This is a genomic window from Sphingobacterium sp. CZ-UAM, from assembly GCF_002000245.1.
Lineage (GTDB): Bacteria > Bacteroidota > Bacteroidia > Sphingobacteriales > Sphingobacteriaceae > Sphingobacterium.
In genome coordinates this window covers 1,713,973-1,739,251 of the sequence record NZ_MTCM01000001.1, presented here as the reverse complement: position 1 = coordinate 1,739,251, position 25,279 = coordinate 1,713,973, and the positions used below count along the sequence as shown (strand labels likewise).

The 25,279-nt window shown below is 47.1% G+C and carries 21 protein-coding genes; 13 read left to right on the top strand and 8 right to left on the bottom strand.

Annotated features, from left to right (window positions below; genetic code table 11):
- Positions 1 to 72: 72 nt before the first annotated feature.
- The 3 genes from BWD42_RS07495 to BWD42_RS07485 are packed head-to-tail and all read right to left on the bottom strand — an operon-like array spanning position 73 to position 3,236.
- Positions 73 to 1,257 (bottom strand): S41 family peptidase, encoded by a 1,185-nt coding sequence (locus BWD42_RS07495; protein ID WP_077434628.1) that lies wholly within the window; start codon positions 1,255 to 1,257, stop codon positions 73 to 75.
- Position 1,258: 1 nt separating this feature from the next.
- On the bottom strand, positions 1,259 to 2,017 hold the full coding sequence (locus BWD42_RS07490; RefSeq protein ID WP_077434626.1) for a porin family protein: 759 nt from the start codon (positions 2,015 to 2,017) through the stop codon (positions 1,259 to 1,261).
- Positions 2,018 to 2,024: 7 nt separating this feature from the next.
- Complete coding sequence (locus BWD42_RS07485; RefSeq protein ID WP_077434624.1) at positions 2,025 to 3,236, bottom strand: M57 family metalloprotease; 1,212 nt, start codon at positions 3,234 to 3,236, stop codon at positions 2,025 to 2,027.
- A 286-nt stretch (positions 3,237 to 3,522) separates the two neighbouring features.
- On the opposite strand from BWD42_RS07485, the gene BWD42_RS07480 reads away from it, so the two are divergent.
- From BWD42_RS07480 to BWD42_RS07460, 6 genes are all read left to right on the top strand, one after another.
- Positions 3,523 to 3,768 (top strand): hypothetical protein, encoded by a 246-nt coding sequence (locus BWD42_RS07480; RefSeq protein ID WP_077434622.1) that lies wholly within the window; start codon positions 3,523 to 3,525, stop codon positions 3,766 to 3,768.
- A gap of 12 nt (positions 3,769 to 3,780) precedes the next feature.
- Positions 3,781 to 5,547 (top strand): hypothetical protein, encoded by a 1,767-nt coding sequence (locus tag BWD42_RS07475; RefSeq protein WP_077434620.1) that lies wholly within the window; start codon positions 3,781 to 3,783, stop codon positions 5,545 to 5,547.
- A gap of 255 nt (positions 5,548 to 5,802) precedes the next feature.
- Positions 5,803 to 5,934, top strand: a complete 132-nt coding sequence (locus BWD42_RS25065) for a hypothetical protein (protein WP_262507811.1) — start codon at positions 5,803 to 5,805, stop codon at positions 5,932 to 5,934.
- Positions 5,935 to 6,258: 324 nt separating this feature from the next.
- Complete coding sequence (locus tag BWD42_RS07470; RefSeq protein ID WP_139351049.1) at positions 6,259 to 6,909, top strand: YncE family protein; 651 nt, start codon at positions 6,259 to 6,261, stop codon at positions 6,907 to 6,909.
- A gap of 197 nt (positions 6,910 to 7,106) precedes the next feature.
- Positions 7,107 to 7,364 (top strand): hypothetical protein, encoded by a 258-nt coding sequence (locus tag BWD42_RS07465; RefSeq protein ID WP_139351048.1) that lies wholly within the window; start codon positions 7,107 to 7,109, stop codon positions 7,362 to 7,364.
- A complete protein-coding gene (locus tag BWD42_RS07460) occupies positions 7,327 to 7,665 on the top strand; it encodes a serine protease (protein WP_077434616.1) in 339 nt (112 codons plus the stop codon). The genes BWD42_RS07465 and BWD42_RS07460 overlap by 38 nt, the downstream gene beginning before the upstream one ends.
- 55 nt (positions 7,666 to 7,720) lie before the next feature.
- Here BWD42_RS07460 and BWD42_RS07455 read toward each other — a convergent pair whose 3' ends face one another.
- On the bottom strand, positions 7,721 to 8,959 hold the full coding sequence (locus BWD42_RS07455) for a DUF2252 domain-containing protein (protein ID WP_077434614.1): 1,239 nt from the start codon (positions 8,957 to 8,959) through the stop codon (positions 7,721 to 7,723).
- A gap of 431 nt (positions 8,960 to 9,390) precedes the next feature.
- On the opposite strand from BWD42_RS07455, the gene BWD42_RS07450 reads away from it, so the two are divergent.
- The 7 genes from BWD42_RS07450 to BWD42_RS07420 all read left to right on the top strand — a co-directional run bounded on the left by BWD42_RS07450 (position 9,391) and on the right by BWD42_RS07420 (position 18,014).
- Positions 9,391 to 9,624 carry a hypothetical protein gene (locus BWD42_RS07450; protein ID WP_077434612.1) on the top strand — a complete coding sequence of 78 codons (234 nt, stop codon included), beginning with the start codon at positions 9,391 to 9,393 and terminating at the stop codon, positions 9,622 to 9,624.
- A gap of 218 nt (positions 9,625 to 9,842) precedes the next feature.
- Entirely contained in the window at positions 9,843 to 12,401 is a 2,559-nt protein-coding gene (locus tag BWD42_RS07445) for a zinc-dependent metalloprotease (protein ID WP_077434610.1), read from the top strand.
- 277 nt (positions 12,402 to 12,678) lie between these two features.
- The gene (locus BWD42_RS07440) at positions 12,679 to 13,467 is read left to right on the top strand and encodes a polysaccharide biosynthesis/export family protein (RefSeq protein ID WP_217700026.1); all 789 of its coding nucleotides are present in this window, start codon (positions 12,679 to 12,681) and stop codon (positions 13,465 to 13,467) included.
- A 10-nt stretch (positions 13,468 to 13,477) separates the two neighbouring features.
- The gene (locus BWD42_RS07435) at positions 13,478 to 15,868 is read left to right on the top strand and encodes a GumC family protein (RefSeq protein ID WP_077434608.1); all 2,391 of its coding nucleotides are present in this window, start codon (positions 13,478 to 13,480) and stop codon (positions 15,866 to 15,868) included.
- Between the two features lie 47 nt (positions 15,869 to 15,915).
- The gene (locus BWD42_RS07430) at positions 15,916 to 16,590 is read left to right on the top strand and encodes a hypothetical protein (protein ID WP_077434606.1); all 675 of its coding nucleotides are present in this window, start codon (positions 15,916 to 15,918) and stop codon (positions 16,588 to 16,590) included.
- Between the two features lie 69 nt (positions 16,591 to 16,659).
- Positions 16,660 to 16,989 (top strand): hypothetical protein, encoded by a 330-nt coding sequence (locus BWD42_RS07425; protein WP_139351047.1) that lies wholly within the window; start codon positions 16,660 to 16,662, stop codon positions 16,987 to 16,989.
- Positions 16,990 to 17,420: 431 nt separating this feature from the next.
- On the top strand, positions 17,421 to 18,014 hold the full coding sequence (locus tag BWD42_RS07420) for an HdeD family acid-resistance protein (protein WP_077434602.1): 594 nt from the start codon (positions 17,421 to 17,423) through the stop codon (positions 18,012 to 18,014).
- A gap of 177 nt (positions 18,015 to 18,191) precedes the next feature.
- Here the strand turns inward: BWD42_RS07420 and BWD42_RS07415 are convergent, their stop codons facing one another.
- From BWD42_RS07415 to BWD42_RS07400, 4 genes are read right to left on the bottom strand one after another with little or no spacing between them, the layout of a single operon-like run.
- Positions 18,192 to 19,688 carry a PKD-like family lipoprotein gene (locus BWD42_RS07415; protein ID WP_175991990.1) on the bottom strand — a complete coding sequence of 499 codons (1,497 nt, stop codon included), beginning with the start codon at positions 19,686 to 19,688 and terminating at the stop codon, positions 18,192 to 18,194.
- A 10-nt stretch (positions 19,689 to 19,698) separates the two neighbouring features.
- Positions 19,699 to 20,466: a DUF4843 domain-containing protein gene (locus BWD42_RS07410; RefSeq protein ID WP_077434598.1), complete on the bottom strand. Its 768-nt coding sequence runs from the start codon at positions 20,464 to 20,466 to the stop codon at positions 19,699 to 19,701.
- Positions 20,467 to 20,477: 11 nt separating this feature from the next.
- Positions 20,478 to 21,923, bottom strand: coding sequence for a RagB/SusD family nutrient uptake outer membrane protein (locus BWD42_RS07405; RefSeq protein WP_077434596.1), 1,446 nt, complete (start codon positions 21,921 to 21,923; stop codon positions 20,478 to 20,480).
- A 10-nt stretch (positions 21,924 to 21,933) separates the two neighbouring features.
- Positions 21,934 to 25,278, bottom strand: a complete 3,345-nt coding sequence (locus tag BWD42_RS07400; protein ID WP_077434594.1) for a SusC/RagA family TonB-linked outer membrane protein — start codon at positions 25,276 to 25,278, stop codon at positions 21,934 to 21,936.
- Between the last annotated feature and the right edge of the window lies 1 nt (position 25,279).

Below are 25,279 nucleotides of genomic sequence, written 5' to 3'. Positions count from 1 at the left end.
GAATAAGCTGTAAAACGCAGCTTATTGACTTTACGTATCAGACATCTGATGCCAAAAGTCAATGGTCCTACCTCAAGGTGTGATAAGCTGAATGGCGGCTTCAAGCTGTCCATCTGTATCTGTCGCGGTCTGCTTGTGAGGAACAACAACCGTAGGAGGAAAGCCGATGCTTTCATAAATCTGCTGATCCGCGTATTTAAAAAGGGCAGATGCCATATTGACCCGGACAAAATCAGGAACAGCAAACGAGCCGCCATTGAGTTCCACGGCCTCTGCTAACATGCCATTCGCACCATAGGTACGTTCACCGACGAGGGTTGTATTGGGCAAACGATTAAGGGCCATAGCCGTCAATTCGGCCATACTGATCGAATACATATTGAGGAGCACCACAATCTTTTTAGCATAAGCCCGACTATTGGGTATGGGCCTGATAATGGCCGGCATCCAAGGGCTATAATCCAATGGATTGTTACCTAGCTTATACCGGGAATATCCATAGGTTAAGGGTTTGTCTATCAGGCGTCCGATTAAAAAATTGAGATCACGCAGGTCACCCCCTGTATTGTCCCTGAGGTCCAGGATCAGACCTTTTAAATGCGGGTCCGCTAGCGAGGTAAAGACATAGTCGAGCAGTGTTTTCATGCGCCCCTGATCATGTTGATAAGCCCGCTGTATAGCGAAAGCATTCATCCGGAAATAGAGAATTTGTTGTTTGATGGTACCCGCTTTGTAGGCTAGCTGATGGGTCAGGTCGGTATGGTAATAAGCATCATAAAAAGGTTGGTCCAGGTACTTTCGGGCGATGCGGTCAAAATAATCTGCTGCAAAGGGCCTATGGTAATCTGTTCGGAGTTTGAGCCGTTCGTCGGCTGGAGATTGCTGCCTTGGCCATAGTTGTGGATCGTCAAATTCCAGCATAAAATGCGCATCTTTCAGTCCTGCGGTCATTTGTTGCAGGTAACCTACTGCCATTAAACGGTCTTTGGGATCTTTGATATCCAGTCTGGAAAATGCCGGACCGTAACTTTGTCGCAATTTACTCCAATCGGTGCTATCGATGTCCCACATGACATAGTTGCGGTTCATGCCATCCCAGAATTTTTCAAAAATAAGCCCAAAATCAAGATCTTTTTCCATGCTGTTGTTATCGGTCAAGGTCGTTTCTTTATGGCAAGAAGACAGCAGGCTGAGGACAAAAAGCAGCGAGATGCACAGGATCTCTGGGCGGCTGCGGAATGGTGTAGTTACGATCATTTTATTTTCTTGTAGGGTGGATGTTTAATACGAGTCCGGCCGAGATTGCCGATGTTTCGTTAAATCGCTGTTCAAGGCCAGCAGCATAGTGGCGCACTTGTCCTGTAAGGGCGTAATAGTAGCGTGGAGCAACAAAGACCGCCAGCGATGGCGCAAATTGGTAATGCAGGTCCAGTCCGAGGAGAAGTCCCCATTCGTGGCGTCGATCACGTTTGCTGGACAGTTGATAATTTTCTTCGTAACGAAAGGCTTGCATGTCCTCGAATACCTGTTCGAAGCCATCAGGCTGCGCGCTGAGATCGGAAATATTGGGGATTTTCCCTTTATTTTTGCTCCGGAGCCAGAAAGCTGTGTAACCACCGGCCGTCAGGCCCAGCACAAACCTTCGGTAAGAAACTGAAGTATTGAAGACCAGGGGCAGCTGCAGATAAGTATTTTCTGTTGCCTGAAATACACCACTGTAATAGCCCCGACGTTTCAGTTGATAATTTTTTGTGATCCAGGCGGGTTCAACACCTAGCGAAAGATAGCGATTTAGGGAATAACGGAGCATTAACCCTGCCATATAGCCATTTTTTTCCTCATAATAGGTGAAATCACGGACTGTTTTGTTTTTTAAAGCAAGATAATTTTGATCAATGCCTACCTGTAATCCTACCTGAAGCTGAGCAATTGTAGATTGTGGAAAGCCGAGGACAATGGCATATCCAGTGAGGATGCGAATGAAAGCCGCGGTGATGGTCCAACTGTTGTTCTTCATTTTTTATCTATTTAATCTTTGGGGTCCCGGCGCTAGACCGGAACCCCAAAGAAATAACCACCAAACCTGATGTGGGAAGCGAAATACTGTTATTTTTTAATGCTTTGGTTTGATTGACAATCTGCTCCAATGTTTTTCCAGCGGCCTTTATATTGCCATATTCACCCAACGAGGTTTTGATCAATTCTTTTTGCTCTCTATTTCCATAGAGGTCAAAAAAGGCAATATGGTCATAAAGGCTGAATTTTGTCCGTGTTGAGGATGCATAAGTTAACATAAGTGAATTTGGATCAGCATGTTGGGCGGTACCAAATTCGGCGATCCCGGGAGTGCCATAGGCATGATATGCACTACGATCTGGATCTAATAAATCTTCGTCATTCAATTGACTGCTAAAGAACTCCAGGGCCTTTACCTGGTTTTCTTGAGATAGTGACTCAAAATATCCAGGACCGTTCAATGAATTTATGAACTGATAGGCTATATCATAGCTGCTGTATTCATAATTTTCTTTTGTAAGCGCTTTATTTTGGTTTAGAAGAAAGCTGTAAACTCGATTCTTGTAATCCGTATGTCTTAACCCGATTGCGTGGCCCAATTCATGCAGTATGACCCCCGTTATTTCGGCTTGTGGATCGCTTGCTAAGCTCGAAGATATTTTAATATTTCTACCGGGATTACCTTCGGTGCTTACAAATGTTGAGCTACCGAGATCCGTATCGTTGGTATTCTCTACTTTAATCACCACATCTGCTCGCGAAGAATCCGGTTCAGCAACAAAATTTAGGGCAATTTTTAGGTCATTCATCTGTATTAAACTTGCCGCGAAAGCTTGTTTAAATATCGTTTCTGTCGACACGAGGGCCACTTTAATTGTTCGGGCCTGGGTGGCTGAGTCCAATTTGATCGTATTCTCGAAATATTGGCCTCGTTTGTTTGAAAGCGAGGCAATTCCCCCATCGAGATGATGTCGGGTCAGTAGAATATCCCCTTCGACGAGATAACCGCCAGGGACAACTTTTACGCCGATGGGATCAAAACCCAATTTAATAATTTTGAGCATGTCGCTTAGAAAGGCTTGTTCAGCTGTTTTTTCTGATTTCTGTTCGCTTGCGTCTGTTCCCAATTCATTTTTTTTACAGCTTGTGACTGAGATGATCAAGCCCAGGGCAAGGAAGCCTAGAAGATTGCAGAATTTTCTTTTTGATGTCTTTTCCATTTTTTAGGTTTTAATTCGTTTTTAGATTTCCCACATCTATTGTCTGGTGGATTTTAGGTTAACAAGGTACTGCCCCACGTTGCCATTTTCGGCTGTTTAAGCCGCTTGGCTGCGTGTTTATCTGTATAGACGGCTGAGGCGCAAAATTGTCCCTTAAAAAATACAGTTTTATGATTGTCGTCATTCAGTCAGCTGGATGATCAATGAACTATGGAGCCGCGCCAGCCTGAGCCTGGAAAAAATGTTCAGATTTATCGGGACAATTTAGGTTTTCGACCGTCTTAAGTTGCAAAAGCGTATAGGGACTGTACGCGATAAAGGTTTAACAAAAAAAATACAGATGATTGAAAAACAAAAGAAATTTTATGTAGCGCCGTTGCTTGAAGTAGACTGGCTGGAAATGGAAGAGGGAATTGCGGTGGCTTCGGCAACAATTAATGTTAATGCAGGCAGCGAACCACAGGCAAGTACGCCGACGATGACGGATTGGTCAATCAAGGATGTGGGTGGCAGTACAGTGGTGGATTTTTAAGCGAAAAAAGAAATGAAGAAACGTATGATTTTTAATAGTAGACCATCGCTGCTGCTGGCGATGGCCATTGGATTGTTTACGGTAAGCCTGCAGGGCTGCCGTTCGAAGGATGATGTGCAGGGTATAGCCGGCGGCACAACCCTTGTTGTGCGGGTCAATGGGGTCAATGACCATACAGCCGGGGTTAAGGGCGTCCGGGCTTCGCTAAAAAGAGGCAGTTCGGGCAGTGGAACTCATGTCCTTGCTGAGCGCAAGATCTATGAGGGCGAAGGTTTTGATGTTGTTGCGAGCATCGAGGCAGCGGTTCCGGTGCATAGGAGAGGGGATAGCGTGGCGGCAGTTGCCAAAGGAGGCACGAAAGCTGCTGTTCCCCCTGAAGTGCTGCAGAGCCAGCCAATGGCCAGTGGTGTGCAGTACCGTCTGCTGATCTACAACGCGAGCGATGTCAACCATACGGCTCCGGTGGTCAATCAGGTGGCTTCTTCGGGGACCAACCTGGGGCTGATGCTGGATGCGGGCAAGACCTACCAGTGGTATGCGGTCACGGTCAATAGCACGACCGAGGTTCCGACTATTACTTCGGGAGTGGTATCCGGGGCAGACAGCAAAGGAAAAGACCTGATGTTGGCACAGGGTACGGTGACCACCGTGGTAGGAGAAAACAGCCTGGGGATCAACTTTGACCGGATGACGGCGCAGTTCCAGCTGACGGTAGACAACAGGGGGATGTCGGGAGAAATCCAGAATCCTGCAGCGATTGTTTCCCTGCTATCTGCTGGCGATGCTCCAGTGCTGAAATATGGTGACTTTGATATTTTCACCTCGAGCTATTCCAATGTGAACAGTTACAGCCTGGCGGATGTCCCTGCTCCGACTAAAGGAAGGCTGATGCTGAATTATACGCTGTATACGGCAGACACGAGTACGGTCGTTCCGGCCGGGGGGCTGCGGCTGAAGACCGCTGGCCTGCAGATCAAAAAGCTCGATTATTTTTATCGCCCCTATGATGCAACGGTTACCTTTCCGGCAAAAGACCTGGTATTCAATAATGTCGCCTTTACGCCGCAGCGCGGTGGGGTTTACAAGATTAGCTATGAACTGGCTGAGAGCGGTGTGAAGGTAAACGGCAAAATATGGGCCCGGACAAATGCGGTGTATTTAAATGATCCAACCTTGAAAGACTCCCTAATGGGCTTTGCCCCACTGGTGGATAAAGGCCCTTTTATAAACGGAAGAGGATATTATACCCCAGTTTATCATTTGGGACCTCTTAATCTTGGTGCCCCTTTGCATAATCCAGCTGCGGGGGAAGATCCCTGTGCACTGGTTTACCCACAGGGCATCTGGCGGCTGCCTACCCAGGCCGAGTTTGAAGCCTTGCTACCCTTGAGCTCCACAAAGACGACTGAGTTCATGACGGCAACAAACGAGACGGGTATATTCGGTATCGAATATGCACTGGATGCGGGTGAGACTGCGCTGAGCTATTATCCACAGCGCTCCCAGCAGCTGTTCTTTCCACTATGGGGAAAATGGACCAGACCGGGGGGAACTCAAAAGAGAATAGTAAACGGTGGATGCCATGTTTCTGTTACTTCAAACAATGTTACGGATATCTCGGGTTATTACTGGTTCAGAAATCCGGATGGCAGTACCGGGCAGTTCCATATCAAGACCAGTTATGTCAATAGGGCCATAGGAGCCTGGACGGTGAATACCCGTCCTGATTCCGGTGATCCGAATACAAACTATACAGTGCGTTGTGTGCGCGCCCTGTAAGTGAAGGAGAGAAAAAGAGTCCTTTCAGAGGATCTGCCTGTGGCTTTGTGGGCCGCCTTTCCGCGCAGGAAAAGTAGCTGGTCAGATGGGTCAGAAAACTAACAGGTCAGGCGGATAGGGCCATTAAAATTGTCCCGGGAAATGTATTCAGATTTCTCGGGACAATTTGTGTTTTCGACCGTCTTAAGATCCAAAAGCGCATAGGAACTATATTGTAAAGGAACTATAGACAATAAAGGTTTAACAAAAAAACAGATGACTGAAAAGCAGAAGAATTTTTATATAGCACCGTGGGTTGAAGTGGACTGGCTGGAAATGGAGGATGAGATTGCCAAGTGGATGCAGCTGAAAGAACAAGACGGATGGAGAGGCATGCCCCCACAATAGCATATTTGATCAGTATTAAATTTTTTCAATATGGAAACAGCTGGAAACAACAAATTCAATTATTCAATCCTTGTGCTGGCGGCTAATAAGCAGCCCATTGCAAGCAAGGCACGGATCCTACAGGTCAACCCAAATTCGGGTCTTGTAGGCGTATTTCTTGATCTCGATGGACAGGCTCCTGACGGCATCAGCGTGGACAATGTGCACGGACAGATTTACTGGACCAATATGGGCCAGCTCACGGGCGGTGAAAGCTCTTTAGGCAATGACGGCTCCCTGCTGGCGGTTAAGCTGGATGGCAGTGATCAGCAGCTGGTGGTGCCTGTGGGTGCCACGCACACCCCCAAGCAATGTACGGTCAATCTGGCAACTAAGGCCTTGTACTGGGGCGACCGGGAGGGGATGCGCGTGATGTGCTGTAATTTGGATGGCAGTGCAGTTACCGTGCTGGTGCAAACCGGGCAGGGAGATCAGGACCGTCAGGATGCTACCCGGCATTGTGTCGGTGTGGCAGTCGATGCGGCGCGGGGTCATATCTATTGGAGCCAGAAAGGGCCTGCAAATGGAGGCTTAGGCCGGATCTTTCGGGCCGGACTGCAAATCCCCACAGGTGAAACCGCCGAAAACAGGTCCGACATCGAATTGCTTTACGAGCATCTTCCCGAACCGCTCGATATGGAGATTGATCCACAGCAGAATTATCTTTATTGGACGGATCGTGGCGACGGCTCCCGGGGCAACTCCTTGAATCGGGCTCCGCTAGCAACAATTGGACAGGATGCGCCCGAAATTGTCGGCAAAGGACATCAGGAGACGATCGGTTTGGCGATAGCGCCTGATGGTCAGTCGGTTTTTACGAGCGATCTGGGCGGAACCATCCGAAATTTTGACCTCAAAACAGGTGTGGTACGTATTATCTTTCAGCAGCCGGAACTGATGCTGACGGGATTGACGGTGTTTGAAGGAAAATCCTAAGACAGGGCTGTTTTCGTTCTGGCGGACCGCTGGTTAAATAGGCTTTTGTTAACTTGTTCAATATATGAAACTGTTAGGGATCCTATCCCTAGCGGTTTTTTTTATTTTTCTCGGGACAAATTGGACCCGTCTACCGTCATAAATACAATAAACGGTCCATGTCAGATGCCATGGAATTTACCAAACAAATCAAAATTATGAAAAAAACAGATTGTCGCAGTCTTTTGCTGTCCATCATCATCTTGTTACTGCTATTTACCAGTCACAACGTTTCTGCTCAGAAGCAGGGGGAAATTAATTATACCAACGAAAAAGCATTTACGGCCCGGGTCGACAGTGCAGCGGCGGCACTTGTTGCAGCCAAAGAGCATATTTCAGTTGGCAGCTTGATGAAACAAGCGCAAATCATTAAAAACAATGTGCTATGTAGCTACAGCATTGGGAAAAGTGTATAGTCTAAAGGAAATCCTCGCTTACTCCAAAGAGAGTGATCTTGCCATTTTTAGGGTCGATAATCGCGGTGAAAAATTGGCCCACCTGTCTTTAGGGGATGCTGCACAGGTGGGCGCAAGAGTCTGTGCGATCACCCACCCGAATATGTTCTGTTATTATTACAGTGAAGGTGTTGTTGCCCGTAATGTCAGCGAAGGTAGCGATCAATCCCGACGGATGGAAATAACGGCCGATTACGCCAGAGGCTCCAGTGGTGGACCTATCTTTAATAGTTTTGGGCAGGTGACTAGTGAATCTGATTGAAAAATATCGTCTAGGGGTAGCGGTGCAATAATCATGCTGTACCGCTACGTTGACCTTATTTTGCTTTATCATTGCTATTGGAGGGGTGTTTGGCAGCTACGGCTGTTTTCTTATAGGCGCTGATATAAGTGTAATAATCGGATTGAACACGTTTGGCATACTGTTTTGCATAGGTGATTAACGGTTTTTGCCAATTCCGGTCACTGGCAAAAGCTGTCAGTTGATCATTAATTGCTGAACCCTGTATACCACTGCTCCTTAATTGTGCTGAAGCCGTCAGCAGTGCCATATCGCGCAGTACCTGCTTTAGGTCCGTCATGCCGTTTGTCAGCAATCCATATTTAATTTTGTTTGCATACGGCTGAAGTTCCTGAAAAATAAAATTATTGTTTTTAAACAGCGTTTCGCCAATAATGACCGGCGAGACCTGCTGCATGCGGTAGCGGATGCTATTGACCCGCTGGGCTTCGGAGGTCCAGGCTGGTTGTTTTGTTTTATTGTAAGGGACAAGTGATGAGGGGCGGGTCTGTTTTAGTTCGGTCAATAAGAAGGTATTCGCTTTGACCCGATGGCGTAGCAGGAAAACATAACGTTTTAAACCCATACTGCCTATGCCGGCTACCCGAAAAACCACATCCTGGACGCGGTAGTTGCTGATCCAGGAACCTGTGGCCCTTAATTGTTGATTGACATGCTTTTTTAGTTCTTTGCGGAGCTGCCCTTCCAACTTGAAATGGGACCTGTTGTCAATTTTTAATGCTGCACCTGTTTTTTCGGTAGTCGCCTTTTTCCGGATCAGGTCGGCCTCGGTTTTATCTTTTGCTTTATTGAGGAAGATGTGGGTGACCCCCTGTGCCGTGCGGGGGTCAATATAATGTGCTTTTCCAGTCTTTAAGTTGTCGGCATAGTTTTCTACGTAGAAGAATGCCAGCTGATCGATTTCTTTTGTTTTGAAGCCCAGTAGATTCAGTGCAACATAAAGGCTTGTGAGCATCCGCGTCAATTCCCAGTGTAGGGGCGCGAGCATACCTTCATCAAAATCATTGAGGTCAAAATAGACCTCACGGTCATCACCTTTATAGCTGCCAAAATTCTCCAGGTGAAGATCACCGCAGATCCAGGCTAATGGCGATGGGGGGAGATCTGCCGCTGCGGCCAGATCCGCATAAAAAAGATGACAGGTGCCCCGAAAAAAGGCAAAGGGATCCTGCGCCATTGCCTGATATTTTAACTGCAACATATCGGGGAGCAATCGGGCGTTGAATTGTTTGATTCGTTGGATTACACTGATCATAAGTCTTCTATTAAATTATCCTGTATTTGATTTAACTGGTCGGGCGGATAAGGCATAATTCTTTTTATTTTTTGATTATTACTAAGCCGGTCTAGTATTATGCTGTTTTTTGCTATCCACCTCAGGGATAGACGGGCAATGCAACATATTGTCCCGAACTATTTTTGTTTTTTGTGCACTTGCAACGAACAGTGTCAGTTTGGGCTAGATCGAGGATGTTGATAGGCTCCGGCTATTTTTAGCAACTGTAAAAAAAATATTTTTTCTCGGGACAATTGCGTTGTTCGTCCGTCTTATAGGCAACTGTGTCGTGAAATGAGAACCCAGGGCATGGTTACATTTTTATTCATCTTATATATTAATGGACATGGCTGCGAAAGACGCGAGGTCCGGGCAGCCATTTTTTACCGAATCAAAATAGAAATCTAATAATGGAAAGGAAGTTAATCAGACGTTATTCAAAAGAGATCAAGGAGAAAGTGGTCTTCGCGATTGTCAGCGGTGAATTGTGGCTGGAGGAGGCCATGCTTTTATACCATATTCAAGACCGGCGCACCGTCATTGACTGGTTACGCAAATATCAGCGGGAGCAGAAAAAAGCACGGCTTTCCCTGCCAATGGAAAATATCCACGATCAAGGTGGCGGCGAACGTTATCGGCTTTAGCAAGGGCTTGTATACGAACCAGCTTTTCGTTTTATCGTTTACCGCATGGAAAATTTATTCATGCGGTTTTTTTGTTTCCTATAGCGAATGTTAAAATTGATAAAAAAAAACGCAAAACTGTCACCCCAAATCAGCAATTGTATAACCTAATTACCAAATAAAGGTTTTTGGAGCGGTTGGATAAACCCCGCTACTGAATCGAAATAAAAAAAATATACATGCAAACAAAAAAATTAATGTTGATGGGGCTTATTGTACTATGCAGCAGTTGCCACTTGTTAAAAAGGTCCCCGAAAGAAAAGACCATAGCATCCACAGCCACTGCAGCTGTCAAACCTGCGAAAGATGCTGATAAGGAGCTAAAAACGTATAAAGAGGTTATTACAGAAAAAGCTAAGACCAAGGTTGGGTTTTTCAAAGTGCATCAGTTGGATAACCGCTATTTTCTGGAAATTCCCGATTCGTTACTGCAGAGGGAAATTCTTCTGGTGAACCGCATTCAGAAAGCTCCGGCGGCTAGTGGAATGTATGGCGGTGATGAGATTGACAATGCGGTAATAGCCATTGAACGTGGGAAGAACCATAAACTATTTATCAAAAAACTTTCCTATAAAGTTCGCTCTAGCGATAGTACGGAGAACGGCATGCGAAAATCGGTCTTAAATTCGGATATTCAGCCCTTGGTCGCTGCATTTGATATTAAAACCTATGCCCGGGATACCATTTCAAATAACACGGTAAAGAGCGATACGACCAAAAAGGAGCAAAAGGGAAAAATACTGAGCAGTGTGATTGATGTGACCGATTATCTCAATGGGGATGAGAATATCTTCGGTTTTGATAAAGCGTCCAAAAAATCTTTTAAACTATCTAGTATCCTTGCTGGACAGTCCTATATAGGTGCCATTAGGGTTTTTCCAAAAAACGTAGAATTTCAGACGATAAAAACATATAGTAAAGACGACGAAGTAATGACATTCGCGATTAATAGTTCCTGGGTATTGCTACCAAGCCAGCCCATGCGGCCCCGTCGGTCTGATGCGCGGGTGGGCTATTTTACGGAGGGATATATCGATTTTGATGGCAATCCACAGGGCGTTAAACGTCAGGCACTGGTGACACGCTGGCGGCTCGAGCCTAAGCCAGAGGATAGAGAACGCTATCTTCGGGGCGAACTTGTTGAACCACAAAAACAGATAGTATATTATATTGATCCGGCTACCCCCAAAAAATGGGTGCCTTATTTGATCCAGGGCATCAACGATTGGCAGGTGGCCTTTGAACAGGCCGGTTTTAAAAATGCCATTGTGGGAAAAGTGGCGCCGACGGATTCGACCTGGAGCCTGGACGATGCCCGCAATAGCGCCATTGTCTATAAGGCTTCACCTGTAGCCAATGCAAGCGGGCCTCATGTAGCTGATCCGCGGACGGGTGAAATTCTGGAATCGCATATCAATTGGTACCATAATGTAATGGAGTTGCTACAGCAATGGTATTTTATCCAAGCCGGGGCTGTTGACCCCCGCGCACGCCGCATGCAGTACGATGATGAACTGATGGGGCAGCTGATCCGTTTTGTCTCGTCCCATGAAGTCGGTCATACCTTGGGTTTGCGTCATAATTTCGGCTCCTCCGCTACCGTCCCTGTTGAAAAATTACGCGATAAACAATGGGTGGAAGCCAATGGACATACCCCGTCCATTATGGACTATGCCCGTTTTAATTATGTGGCGCAACCCGAAGATCATATTGGACCGGCCGGTATATATCCGCGTATTGGTGAATACGACAAATGGGCAATTGAATGGGGATACCGCTGGTGGCCTGAATTTAAGACAACTGCGGAGGAGGATGCCTATTCGAATCGGCTGATTATGCAGCGGCTCAAACAAAACAAGCACTTGGTTTTTGGAACAGAATCGGACGATTTTGACCCTCGAAATCAGAGTGAAGCCCTAGGCGACAATGCGATGCTGGCCTCGCATTATGGCATATTAAACCTCAAACGGATTCTACCCAATCTGCTGGATTGGACACGGGTTCCCACGGAAGGTTATGAGCATGCGACTGAGATGCATCAAGCTCTTGTTGGGCAATATCACCGTTATATTGGGCACGTTACCAAGAATGTGGGGGGTACATACACCACACCCAAAGCGGTGGAAGAATCAGGACCTGTCTATGAAATGGTGCCAAAAGCGATTCAACAAGAGGCAGTTCGCTTTTTAAATAAAGAACTTTTTACTACCCCGAATTGGCTTATTGATGATAAATTGACCGCATATACAGGACTAGATGGGAAAAACTCACTCTCTCAAATCCAGGAAATAACAGTAAAGAGGTTGCTCAACTGGATAATAATCACTAGACTGATAGAGGCTGAAGCAAAATATGGGGTAAACACGTATACCTGTAAGGACCTTTTTGCTGACCTGACAACAGGGATATGGGGGGAATTGTCAACGGGGAAGGCTATTGATATCTCCCGAAGAAGGCTGCAACAGCTGTATGTTACCCAGATGATTAATTTGTTTGAGGGTAAGATTGTTCCGCTATCAAATAATATTTTTGAGTTTATGATGAAGATGGCGAAAGGTCTAGATGCGCCGACCGAAGATCCACAGGCATTGGCTTACCTCCAGCTACAGGATCTCTCCAAAAATATCCAGCGGGCCATTCCGAAAGCTCAGGGAACCAGCAAAGCGCACTTGCAATTTATGTTGTTGAAAATTCGAAATGGATTAGAAAAAAATGCAAAGGGGGCGACGGGTAAATAATGCCCAAAATTGACTTTTAGGGTATGTTATTTTTTAGGCATGGGGGCCGCAGGAACGTTCGTTTCAGCGGCCTTTTTTTGGGTGGACAAATTTGCAAATCAGTTAATTTTATTTTTTTTTCATTTTTCTTGGGACAATTTGACCGTTCAACCGTATTTGTTTGTAAACCGGCCGGAAGGGCAAGGATCTTGGAGCTGGTAGTTCCGTTAAAAGGAGCTGCCAACCGTTCCGGCCGGTTGGTGGAGCGTGCGTATTTCGTGTGTAATAATTATAAAATATGAATAGAATAATAATCTGCTATCTGTTTAGTTTATTGTTGCTAAACTCCTGTATGGTGTCAAAAAAAGTGTTGTACGTGCATGATATGGCTCCTGATTCAACCCATCATATGCGGGAAATACCCGCCCTGCGGCTGCAGCACAACGACCGGATCAGCATTGTCGTGAGTTCGAAGAATCCAGAGCTTGTGATACCCTTCAACAATGGGACAGGAGCTTATACGGTAGGTGAGAAAGGTGAAGTGACGGCGACAGGGAATGCAGCAGCAGGACCAACTTACCTGGTCGATCAGCAGGGAAATATCACCTTCCCGATTCTGGGCGACCTGAAGGTGGCGGGACTCAGCCTGGAGGAAATGCGGGACCTGATTCAGCAGCAATTGATCAGCAGGAAGATCGTCAATGATCCCATTGTAAAAGCCGAGATCTTAAATGTAAAAGTGAGTGTCATGGGGGCTGTACGCAGTGAAATCGTCATGAATGTGCCCGATGGGCGGATGACCATTCTGGAAGCCATCTCGAAAGCAGGTGGCTTGTCGCCCAATGCTGCCGCCGACCGGATTACCGTGATCCGCGAAGAAAATGGACAACGTATCCGCATGATCAACGATATCCAGTCGCAGCGTATTTTTGACTCCCCCGCCTACTACCTGCAGCAGAATGACATTGTCTATGTGGAGCCGCGCGCGGCCGACAATACACCCAAAGAGGAAAGAAGCTGGCGCATACTGGGGACAGTCATGGGAAGCCTGACCTTTATTATTTCGATTATCAGTCTCGTTAAATAGTGCTTTGATCATGAATAATATATTAGAAAGAACGGGCGCGGGGGCTGAAAGGAAAAATAATAGTGTGAATGTCCTGGACATCTTTAAATACCTGCTGTTTCATTGGAAATGGTTTGTGCTGTCGGTCTTGTGTTTTGGACTATATTTTTATTACGGCTATAGTAAGTCGCCCTTTATTTACAGGAGTACGGAAATGGTCATGATCAAGACGCCATTGAACACGCCTGCTACGGCACGTATTACCAATACGAATAACGCGGTGGGGTCGGTCAGTGTGACTTCGGAGATTCTGCAGTTAAAATCCAAGGAACTGATGCGGGAAACCATTGGCCGGATTGGTGCCGAAACTAGTTATTCCATCCGCAAGGGGCTGCGTGACATCGAATTGTACCGAACGAGTCCTGTGAAGGTGGACCTGGCTGGGGCGGGGCCTACAAGCCAGTATAACTTGCTGATAATTCCCCTAGACGCGCAAACGGTGCTGCTGAGTGGCCGGATTGCGGGGAAGGAGCAGCAGGAAATTCGAGTGCCTTTAAATAAAACAGTCAATACGACCCTAGGGCGGTTGACCGTCAGGCCCACCAAATTTTATAAGGCGGGGGTATTTGGTGAGGAAATACAGGTCCGCAAGTATGACCGCGAGGACATAGTAGGCTATTTTTTGGGAAATCTCAAAATTACGCAGTTGGAGGAAGATGCCTCCTTGTTGCAGATTGTCATTGAGGATCAAAATCCACAGCGTGCGGCAGCGCTGATTGCAGAAATGATTACGGTTTACAATGAGATATCGTTAAAGGATAAAAATCAGATCGGCGTCAATACGGCCAACTTTATCAAAGAGCGACTGGCAATCATCCAACAGGAGCTGGGCTCAGTGGAGTCGAATATTGAACAGCTGCGCCAGTCTAATCAGGGCGTCAATATCGAAACTGCCGGCGAAATGTACCTGAACGACAGCCGGCAGTTTCAATCGGCCCGGACGAAGATCGAGACTGAGCGCAAGCTGACACAGCTGATGCAACGCCAACTACATGATGCCAATAAGCGGAATGAATTGATACCCAATAATACAGGGCTCGTGGATGGGGGCGTTGAAGCGCAGATCACGGAATATAACCGTGCGTTATTGCGTAAAAATCGCCTGGTCGAGGGAAGCAGTACCGCCAACCCTGTGGTGCAGGATCTGGACAAAGCGCTGGCGGCCATGCACGAAAATATCAGTAGCGCTGTAGATAATGCGGTGGCGGGATTGGATCTGAAGATTCGCAACGCACAGCAGGAGGAAAGCATGGCTAAAGGTAAGGCGCTGCAGGTGCCAAAGAAACAGCGGATTATGCTTTCCGTTGAACGGCAACAGAAGGTCAAGGAGGAGCTGTACCTCTATTTATTGAACAAGCGTGAAGAAAATGCGCTGAACCTGGCAATGACCGAAGATAATATTCGGATTATAGACCGGGCTTCGGTGGCTACCAGCCCCATATTTCCGAGCAAGTTCAGAAAAGTTGCTACCGGTATCGGAATCGGTCTGATCCTGCCGACAGTAATTCTGTTGTTCCTACTGGTCTTTAATACCGGTGTTCGCAGCCGTCAGGATGTGGAAACGGTGCTGTCGGTCCCTTTTCTGGGAGAGATACCGCTCTCAAAGCGCAAATCTGAGCAGCATGCCGTATTCCGCGTTGAAAAAACAGGCCGTGACCCGCTCACGGAGGCTTTCCGGATCTTGCGGACCAATATCAACTTTATGAGTCGTGAGGGCCGGGCGCCGCAGGTCATTACCTTTACCTCCTTTGGTGTGGAGGTAGGGAAGACCTTTTCCTCGATCAATCTGTCCGCGACTCTTTCTTTTATGGAAAAACGGACGGTGGTCGTCGATCTGGACTTGCGCAAAGGAACGCTTAGTTCACGTCTGGGGCTACTGGATAAAATAGGCTGCAGTCATTTTCTGGCCGATGCTACCGTTACCCTGGACACAGTAATCTATCCGGTAAAGGGGCTGGAATTTTTAGACTGCGTGCCAATCGGTTTAATTGCGCCCAATCCTGTCGAACTGCTGTTGAGCGCGCGCCTGGATGAGCTGATTGCCGAACTCCGGAAACGATACGATTATATCGTTGTGGACGGTGTGCCACTTGGCATTGTAGCGGATGCCAGTATTGTGGACCGCATATCGGATCTGACCTTATTTATGATACGGGCAGGAAAAATGGACCGCAGGCAGCTTCCGGAGATTGAAAAAATTTACCGCGATCGTAAGCTGAGCAACCTTGCCGTGGCCTTGAATGGAATTAAATTGCATGGACCGGGTTATGGTTACGGCTATGGCTACGGTTATGGTTACGGCTATGGGAATACGGAACAGCAAGTCTGGTATAAACGCTGGTGGCGGAAGATAAAATCGTAAAACAGTTAAAATATATTTTTTATTTATTTACTCAATATTCGTTATTTATGAAATTGTTATTTGTGTTTATTCCCCTTTTGATAGGGACAGGTACGGTGTTTGGCCAGGTTAAATCCAGTCAGTATGGGGGGGCAGGCACCGCGGGGCGCAGTGCTGCATCAGGACTGAACTGGTTTGCTGGTGCCGGAATCGGTGCCCAGGTCTACTTTGGTGATCACGACAAGCAGCTTTCACTGGGCAAACGCCTGGCCCCGAGCTTTGATATTTCGGGTGGAAAATGGCTGAACAGCAGTTTTGGGGTCCGAGCCGGACTCAGTGGTTTCAAGATGAAGGGACTGACCCAAAACCGTAGCCATTCTACCGGTGAAGTTTTTGATGCATCCCGTAGCCTCGAGAAGCAAAGTTTTAATTTTCTGTATGCCCATGCGGACCTGTTGTTTAACTGGACAAATGATATCTACGGTGGCTACGATGCTGACCGGGTATACCATATTATTCCTTATGCAGGAATCGGTTGGGCGACGGGCCTGGACAAGCCCAGTGCCAACAACCTGAGCCCCAATATCGGTGTGCTGCAAAGCTGGAAGCTTTCGGCTAACCTGGATTTCACCTTGGATGTGCGAGGGAATCTGCTCGGCGATGGCTTCGACGGTGAAAAAGGCGGCCGTAATTTTGAGGGAGTCTTGGCGACCCAGGTGGGTTTAAATTATAATTTTAGGTAACCCATTAGGCGGAGCTACTGCTGGGCAATCTGCTGGATGGACATGGAAGAGCATGTTGAACCAAACGCAATGAAGCAACATATCGTGACAGCTGCCTTAACCCTGATTTTGCTGCTGCAGGTAAAAGCGCAGCAGCAATTTTATCTACGGGGTGAAATTGCACATCCCGTTGCGGCTTTTCTATACTTTACGGATATGTATACCGGGAAAAGGAAGTATGTGGATAGCGTGCCGGTGATAGACCATCGATTTTGCCTGAAAAGGACCCTGCGGCAGCCGGTAATACTGTTTTTTTATGTGGATAGGAAGCTGACACAGCGCATTGATCCCAGAACGATCAAGCTGTTTCGCATTCCACTGTTGGATCCCATCAGAGACCGCAGAAACTATAGTTTGTAAAATAAAAAAAAGTCGGGACAAATTGGTCCTTCGATCGTCTTGTAAGATATGCAATAATTCCCTATGGTATAATTAGATTTGGTTAGTTTAAGGCCGCCCGGAGCTCCCCGCTTCGGCGGTCTTTCTGTTTTGTAGATATCCATGTAAAAAAAAATATTTTTTTAGGGACAAATGCTGGATTTGTCCGTCTTATAGGATGACATTAAAACCCGAAAAGGACATTCGGGGAAATTGGATACATAACTTCTCTCTGGCCGCTGGAACAACAATCCAGTGGCCATATTTATTTTAATTTTTATTGGGACAAATAAGCCGCTTGTCCGTCTAGTAATCTGTAGCCTGTCATTAACCCACCTAAGGTGTGACTGGCTGCAAGGAAAAGCCGAACACCTTGATCCAAAGTAGGCATCCACTCAAACTTAATTTAAATTATGAATTCATCAGTCAAAAGCCTCAAAGAAGCCATCAAAAACTGGTACGTACCCTTATTGCTCGGTCTTATTTTTATTGCATTCGGCGCGTACACCTTGACCGTGCCGCTGGCAACCTACCTTTCCCTGAGTATTATTTTTAGTTGTTCCTTTATTATCTCCGGCATTTTTGATAGTTGGTTTGCGTTGGAAAACCGCAAATCGTTTTCGGCCTGGGGGTGGTTTCTGGTTTCAGGGCTCTTATCACTGTCGCTGGGTATTTACCTGGCGGTGTATCCGGAAGTATCAGCGGCCGTATTGCCATCTTACGTAGGATTTACCTTGTTATTCCGGTCTTTTCAGTTGCTGGGATTCTCATTTGAGATGAAAGCCATGGAGAATATCAATTGGGGCAGTCTAGCCCTAACAAGCGTATTGGGAATTTTATTCTCTTTTCTTCTACTGGCAAACCCTGTGGCGACCGGCTTCTCTTTGGTGACATTGACCGGATTGGCCTTTATTTTTGTTGGTATAGCGGGAATAGTATTGGCTTTTCAGCTGAAAAAGGTTAAAGTTGCCGGACAGAAACTAAAAGACTCATTTTCGGCTTCATAATTTTATTTTTTATGTCAGGTTTGTCTACACAGTTTAGGCAAAGAAAAAACACAACATTTTTTAGCTGGCTTGCTTAGGCAAGCCAGCTTTTTGTTTACTTCCAAAATAGGCTTTTGTCCGGTAAATGATAACCCATTTACTGCCCAGACCATTACTATTTTGCTGATCGTGAAAAATCTATAAACAGAGTTCAATATCCACGGCTTTATCAATGGTATAGCGTTCCTGCTGGTCAAACTGTTGGCTCCTGAAGTCAAAGCGATAATAAGATCCTTTCCGTTTACTGCTGGCCTGTGGCTGATAAGAGGCGATGCCAACATAGTTTATTCTGCCACCGGGATCCCTGTAAACATTCCAGCTGACGATGTCACCCGACTGGTCCGGGGGGAGGGTAAGATAGGCTTCAAGGGCATTTGAAAAAATAGGGACGCGATAAATCGTACGACCCTGTGCAAAATACCAATAGCCATCGATAAACCTGAAATTAACGGCACCGACCATTTGTGGAATAGCGCCCAGATAATTGGCGATGGCATTTTCATATAGACCATAGGTAAGATTAATTGTCATGGAATAAAATTGACCATCGACATAGGTCAGGTATTGCCAGCTTATTAAATTGCTATTGAAAGGTGAAGCAATATCAGCCAGGGCTATTAGCCGATGCCCTTTGGTCCAGTAGGCAATATTTGCCAGTTTTTCATCAAAATTAGCATTGTAAATACCATTGCGGTCCTTGGAGCTGAAAATTCGGATCCGTTCACTTTTTTGGTCAAAGCCTGTTAGCAAGACCCCTTTTTCCTTTGGCGAAAAATAAACGTTCTGATTTCCAAAATCGTAGTCCAGGGGATCTGCACGGTAGACATCATCACCAATACGGCCATTTAAGATATTGTGGCATTTGCCGTTGATCAGGACAATGCCCTCGAACAGGGTATTGCTGACGGCAAAAGAGTCCCGAAACGAATAGGTGGGCCGCAATATTTCGCCCGAAATTAGTGCGGTATGGGCTGCAAAGGCCTTGGTTGGGACAAAGGTTTCAAAGTCGACACTGATCATGGGATATTCGCCTTCCTGGCAACTAACTGTAAGCTGCTTATAGGGATTGCGAGTACCGGGGGCGGTCAGATAGGTGACATCCATCCCAATAGGCCTCTTACCCAGCTGAAGCTGGCCCAGTGCTGTGATGCGCCGAAAGCCTGAGGTGGAGTCTGCATTCCGCATGAACAGGCTACTTTGATGCTGTTCATCTTCGGTCAGGATATAGGTTCCCCTCCCGACGCCGGCAGATATGACCAGACTGAAGGCATTGCTGTAGGAAAGGCCGGTCTGCCGGTCGATAATAATCAGCTTACCGTTCTTTTTTCCTATACCGATTGTCGAGGCGCTTACGGTCAGTTGTTTTGTCCGGCTGAGGGTATCGCGGTCAATCAGCCAGAGGTAATCCAATTTGGGGGCTGTACTTTGGGTGGGGGAAGTCGTGGCCTGGACCTGCAATTCAAATGTCTGCTCGGCAGATACGGTGTACGTAGCTCCGTCAATGACTTTGCCCTGTTGGTCGGTAATGGTCAGCCGAGCAAGATTCTGATAATTGTAATTACCTTTATCTTTACTGCAACTGATGTAGCTAATTGTAAGTATAATAAGTAGATATTTGATTAAATGAATAAACATGGCGTTCGAATTAGGGAAGGTAAATCCGAGGCTGACTGAGGTCATTGTCGGGATAAACCGCATGCGTTTCAAAATATTTTTTGAGCTGGTCAATAAAATTAAATGTCAGCGGATACAGCGTAGGAAAAGGTGCCTTTGGCATATTATACCAGCTGAAATAGGGTTTTCCCGTTTCCACGTTGGCATCTGTAGGATCTGCTCCGGGGTAATAGACCCTCATCCATTGCCGGTAAACTTCCTTTCGGAAAGGACCAAAAAATCCGGTCCATTGCCGCCACCAAGGGGGCTCGGGCAATTGATCATAGACCAAAAGCTTAAATTGTGAACGCAAGGGGCTACCCGGCTTTAAAATCGAATTATCCTGTATGGCTACAGTTAGTGAAAACTGTTTGTTTTTCAATATATTATCTCGCTTTATATGAATATAAAGTGTATCCTGAAATCTGCGTGCATGCAGAACGGCGGGCTCCATCCTGAAAAGGCTATCGGGCAGTGCGTCAGGGCCTGATCCGACGAGCAGCTCCAATGGCCGGTCGATATCGGCCTGCTGCCCAATGAGCCGGATCGGAACCGCCACTATCTTGGATCGTAGCGTATCTGCTTCGAAAGCAAAGGAAAAGCTGAGCCGATCCAGTTCGTTTGTCATATTGCCCAGGTTGATCTGTGGTGCGTCAAATTCAATAAAAGCATTGGCGGGATCAAAGGTAATAAGACCATTTCTTTTGGAGCAGGCTGGAAGCAACAGGCAACAGGCAATAAAAAAAAGGATTCTGTTCATGCTTATCGGGCTTAACTTGGATTATAAAAGATGGATTCTTCCAGTGGTTTTGGAAAAACAAAGACCTGCTCACTGGGCATCACAGATTCGGAGATACGATAGATGGGATGATTCAAATGTTTGTAATAACTGAAGAGATAGCCTTCGCCAATATATTCCCGCCGCACCTCATCGAGCAGCATTTCCGAAACTTGCGCACGGTTCAGTGCGTCGTTGTAGGATATGGCCGGAAGCTGGCGGTTGGCACGGACCACATTGAGGTAATGGAGCGCTTGCTCCAAGTTGCTGTCCAGCTGGGATTCGGCGGCAATAAAGTATAATTCGGGCAGGTTGATCAGCTGCACCTCATGGCTGTTGTCGCCGACGGGCGTTATATTGAACTTGAGGATATTCACATCCATCCGCCACAGCTGAAATCTCAGATCGTCGGTACTACCCGTTCCGCTCGTGTAGAGCTTGTCCAGAAATTGCTTGTATTCGGGTACCAGTATCTGATCTAGCGTATAGGGTTGGCTGAGATAACCCCGGGTAAGGGTTTGTATTTGATTGATATACAGGCCCAGGATATTTTCGGGGCTGAAACGCAAGTCGATCAATTCGCCATTTTGCAGCCAGTCCTCAGGGCGGACAAAGCGAACGGCCTGACTGACCTCCAGCTGCGCGATCGCGTCTTTGGCCCGTTGTCCGGCTTCAGTAAAATTACGTTCCCACAGTGATTTGCGGGCCAGTAGAGCCAGCACAGCGTAATAGTTGAGATGGATACCGCGCCGGTCAATAAGGGTATTGTATTCCGCACCGAGGGTGTTTCCGTTTCCTGTGCGGCCAAGGCTAATGATGGGATCCTGCTGTAAGCATACTTTGGCTGCCTGAAGGTCTGCTTCGATGCGGGCGAGACAGGCACGTGAGGTCAGCGCAGGCCGAAGCTTGCGGTCGTCATTATCGTAATAGGGAATAGCGGGCGTATCCAGCCCATGCTGGCTAATGACGGGGCCAAAAAGTTTGAGCAGTTCCAAGTGCAGGTAAGCACGCAATCCTAAGGTTTCGCCTTTAATGAGATCGTAATAAGGATCATTTTTGATGGCCTCGATATGGGCCAGTATAATATTGCATTGCCGGATTGTTTTGTATAGGCCGGACCAGATGGCCGCAATCCGCTGCTGTACATTGTTGTCCTGATAGTTAAAATTATAGTCCTGATAGTATAGGTGCTGCACGTTCATCTGCCAATAACCCGTAAGGACATCCATAAACCCAAATTCCATCTCGCGCCCATAGAGGCTGGCATTGCCCAGTTGGCTATAAATTCCGGAAAGGGCTTTGGAAAAGCCGGATCGCTCGGAGAGTGCCTGACTGACAAAAAGATCACTGTCGGATTGGGCACCGAGCCATTTTTTGCAGGAACTGTTGCCCAGCAAGAATAGCATTAAAAACAGGCGTATGACTGAGATTTTTTTCATGGTTTATTTCCTAAAACTGTGCTGTTAATCCCATATTAAATGTACGGGCAAAGGGATAGTCGAGCCCTCGCTCCATCCGTACGGTACTTATTCTAAACAAATCATTTGTCGAAAGGTTCAGTCGCAGGCGCTGTAGCTTCCATTTTTCGATCCATTGTTTGGGCAGATCGTAATTAAGCATACAAGTGGAGAGCGCAAGACTATGTTCAGTCTGTACAAAACGGCTGGACAACAATGTTTTTTGCTGGTTTTTGATGTCCTTTAGGCGGGCCAGGTCACCCGGCTTCTGCCAGCGGTTTTGCAGCGCCTCCAGATCGGTATTCATACCTGGATCGTTATTTTCTATCCGGTCGATCAGCGTCCGATTGTAGATATCGTTACCCAGGCGGTAACTAAAATAAGCCTGGATGCTTAGACTTTTATAATTGAATACCGTATGCAGGTTACCGAACAGCTGAGGCTCCAGGTTGCCAATCACAGTCAGGTCCCTGCTGTTCCATTGATCGGTGATGGCGCCATTGCGATCCAGGAAAATTTCCTTTCCGGATGCGGGATCTATGCCCAGCGAACGTACGCCTTTTAAGTTTTTGATGGATTTGCCCTGTTCATAGAAAACCGTCTGCTGATAAGTGCCATCCTGGTCCAGTACCATGTTGGTGGCATTGAGCTGCCGCAGGGCATCCGCGATGTCAATGAGCTTGCTCCGATTGCGGTTGGCAGTGAGCGTAATATACGCGTTCATGTTTTTGCTGGGATTTTCAAATAACTTGAGCGAAATGGCTGATTCAAAACCGATATTGCGGACCTTGCCCATATTTTCGAAATAAGCATTGTTGGGCAGGCCGAGGGATGGGGCGACGGAAATCAGGGAGATCATTTTGTCCGTGACCTTGCGGTAAAAGGCAAAAGAAAAATTGCCGCGTCCCTGCCAGAATTTTCCGGCTATCCCCGCACTCCAGGAACGGATCTGCGGCCATTGGAGGTCAGGGTTTCCCTCGTTGTGATAATTCAGTCCAATTTCCTTGAAATAACTATTCTGCGGCGATTGCACATAAGAGGACAGTGTCATATTAGCCAGAAAGGCGTCCGTTCCATTGGTCCCTGTATTGGCAAAGAAACGCAGCTCCTGAAAAAAATCGGAGCGGAAAAAATCTTCCTGATGGATATTATACCCGATCCCGGCACTCCAGAACGTACCGTAACGGGTATTGGCGCCAAATTTTGAGGAGCCATCCAGGCGATAGGAAAGGTCAAGTATATATTTCTTGCGGTAATGATAACTGCCCGTGAATAACAAGCCCGCCAGACGGTTGACAATATTACTGTAGGAATTGCTATGCATGGACGAATCCTGAATGGCCTTCACCCTGGCATCGGGTGCGAATCCCACCCATTGATGCAGGTGCTGTTTGAAATCAGCTGATTTGAGTTCGCCGATCATATTGCCACTGAAGGCATGGTGCTCTCCCAGCTGCCGGGCATAGTTGAGGTTGACTATGGTAGAATAATTAAAGTCACGACCAGCGACTTCCACGTATTCTCCACGACTGTTTGCGGTTAGTTTGCGGAAACGGCTGAGCAGGGGCGAGCTTAGGTTGTAGGCTGAGGTTCGGCTTTTCTCCAGCACGAGGGTGGAGCGCAGGGTATAGAAGCGGCCGAATTGCCATTCCAGAAAAAGATTGTTGGTCAAGGTCTTGCTGTATTCGTCATCACGGTAGGGCAGGCTAGCTTCGTATAAGGGATTGAATTTGACATTGTCGCGGGTTTCATCCGGATACTCCGCAATCAGTGCCCCGGTAGCGTCACGCAGGGGCTGATAGGGATTCATTTTGGGATAGGTTGAAAATAAACCATAAGGCGAGTAGGACGCCTTAGTGGACAGGTAACTGGTCTTATTGCGGAGCAAGAATGTACCTGGCAGGCGGTAGATCAGATCCAGGGAGACCCCGCCGCGTTTACGTCCGGATGCTTTCATGACACCTTTAGTCTCATTTAAATAGCCTTCCAAGCTGTAACGGAATCGACTTTTGCTGCCTTCCAGGCGTAAGCTATGGTTGCCTGAAAGCGGTGTCTGGACTGGTTGGGCTAGCCAATAAGTATCCACTCCGCGCAATACGGCGGCCTGCCGGCTGGTATAGCTCTGATCGAGCCGGCTTTGCTCTTCATTTTCTTTGTCCGGAGGCAGGGGCCCCGGGGGGACCGTATACAATCCAGCAAGTTTTTCATAAGCCAATTTTGCCTTTGCATCCATTAAATGATAGTCGGCAAGGTCAACGGCGGTCAAACTGCTGCGCAGATCATAGGTGAGACTGGGGCGCCCCAATTTGGGTAGCCGCGTTTCAACCACAATCACGCCATTGCCGCCGCGAGAACCGTACAGAACCGTGGAGCTGACATCCTTTAGCAGTGAGATGCTCTGGATCCGGTTGACATCCATATCGTAAAGCCGCTCCAGGGAGACTTCAAATCCATCCAGGATCACCAGCGGCGAATTGACGGCATATTCCCCCACATTGTTGGTTCCGCGGATGGTAATTTCCGGAATAACATTGGGATTGGAGCCCGAGAAAATATTGGGATCCAGGTGAACAGCCGGATCTAGGCTCTGCAGGACCGAAAAGATATTGCTATTGTTAAACTGTTCCAGCTCTTTTCGGCCAATGGTTCTAGAGGCGCCCGTCATGGATTGCAGGCTGCGTTCGGTGAAACCTGTATTGACTTTAACCTCGCTGATCAGTTGATGCTGTGTCCGAAGCGTAATGCGGAATTGTTGCTGGGATCCAGGGGAAATTATCTGCGCTTCATAGCCGAGCATGCTGACCCGAAAATTGTCCTGAGCAGGCAGGTGTAGGGTAAAGGCACCATGGCTATTTGTTGTGGTGCCGATGTAGGGGGAGGCGATCGTCCGTACTGAAGCTCCTTGAAGAGGCCTGCCTGCACTGTCGGTCACCAGGCCGGATATACTGTAGCCGGCGGTTGCTGTTGGGCCCGGCACCTTCGAATTGCTGGGGCTGTTTTTTTTTTGTTGAAAGAGAATGGTGTTGTTGTAGAAAGAAAAAACTAGCATATCCTGCTTATTGTTCAGTTCAAGCAATACGTGCGCAATATCTACCTGGTTCACAGAAATGGACAGCGGCGGTGCCTGTTGGAGCAGCTGCATATCGCCGATAAAATCGATCTTGACCTGTTTCCTGATCTGCTGCAGGATACGCTGGATGGGTGCGTTTTGCATCCGTAAGCTAATGGTCTGTGCTATACTGGGCAAACTGAACAGGACCAGGAAAAAAATGGTCAGGAGCAGTCGATGACTGCGGTGCCTTTTTTTTCCTATGGACCTGCCGAATGCGATATTCATG

Coding starts and splice junctions, on each gene's coding strand:
- BWD42_RS07495 (WP_077434628.1), bottom strand. CDS start 1,257: ATGATCGTAACTACACCATTCCGCAGCCGCCCAGAGATCCTGTGCATC.
- BWD42_RS07490 (WP_077434626.1), bottom strand. CDS start 2,017: ATGAAGAACAACAGTTGGACCATCACCGCGGCTTTCATTCGCATCCTC.
- BWD42_RS07485 (WP_077434624.1), bottom strand. CDS start 3,236: ATGGAAAAGACATCAAAAAGAAAATTCTGCAATCTTCTAGGCTTCCTT.
- BWD42_RS07475 (WP_077434620.1), top strand. CDS start 3,781: ATGAAGAAACGTATGATTTTTAATAGTAGACCATCGCTGCTGCTGGCG.
- BWD42_RS25065 (WP_262507811.1), top strand. CDS start 5,803: ATGACTGAAAAGCAGAAGAATTTTTATATAGCACCGTGGGTTGAAGTG.
- BWD42_RS07465 (WP_139351048.1), top strand. CDS start 7,107: ATGAAAAAAACAGATTGTCGCAGTCTTTTGCTGTCCATCATCATCTTG.
- BWD42_RS07460 (WP_077434616.1), top strand. CDS start 7,327: ATGTGCTATGTAGCTACAGCATTGGGAAAAGTGTATAGTCTAAAGGAA.
- BWD42_RS07455 (WP_077434614.1), bottom strand. CDS start 8,959: ATGATCAGTGTAATCCAACGAATCAAACAATTCAACGCCCGATTGCTC.
- BWD42_RS07450 (WP_077434612.1), top strand. CDS start 9,391: ATGGAAAGGAAGTTAATCAGACGTTATTCAAAAGAGATCAAGGAGAAA.
- BWD42_RS07445 (WP_077434610.1), top strand. CDS start 9,843: ATGCAAACAAAAAAATTAATGTTGATGGGGCTTATTGTACTATGCAGC.
- BWD42_RS07440 (WP_217700026.1), top strand. CDS start 12,679: ATGAATAGAATAATAATCTGCTATCTGTTTAGTTTATTGTTGCTAAAC.
- BWD42_RS07435 (WP_077434608.1), top strand. CDS start 13,478: ATGAATAATATATTAGAAAGAACGGGCGCGGGGGCTGAAAGGAAAAAT.
- BWD42_RS07430 (WP_077434606.1), top strand. CDS start 15,916: ATGAAATTGTTATTTGTGTTTATTCCCCTTTTGATAGGGACAGGTACG.
- BWD42_RS07425 (WP_139351047.1), top strand. CDS start 16,660: ATGAAGCAACATATCGTGACAGCTGCCTTAACCCTGATTTTGCTGCTG.
- BWD42_RS07420 (WP_077434602.1), top strand. CDS start 17,421: ATGAATTCATCAGTCAAAAGCCTCAAAGAAGCCATCAAAAACTGGTAC.
- BWD42_RS07415 (WP_175991990.1), bottom strand. CDS start 19,688: ATGTTTATTCATTTAATCAAATATCTACTTATTATACTTACAATTAGC.
- BWD42_RS07410 (WP_077434598.1), bottom strand. CDS start 20,466: ATGAACAGAATCCTTTTTTTTATTGCCTGTTGCCTGTTGCTTCCAGCC.
- BWD42_RS07405 (WP_077434596.1), bottom strand. CDS start 21,923: ATGAAAAAAATCTCAGTCATACGCCTGTTTTTAATGCTATTCTTGCTG.
- BWD42_RS07400 (WP_077434594.1), bottom strand. CDS start 25,278: ATGAATATCGCATTCGGCAGGTCCATAGGAAAAAAAAGGCACCGCAGT.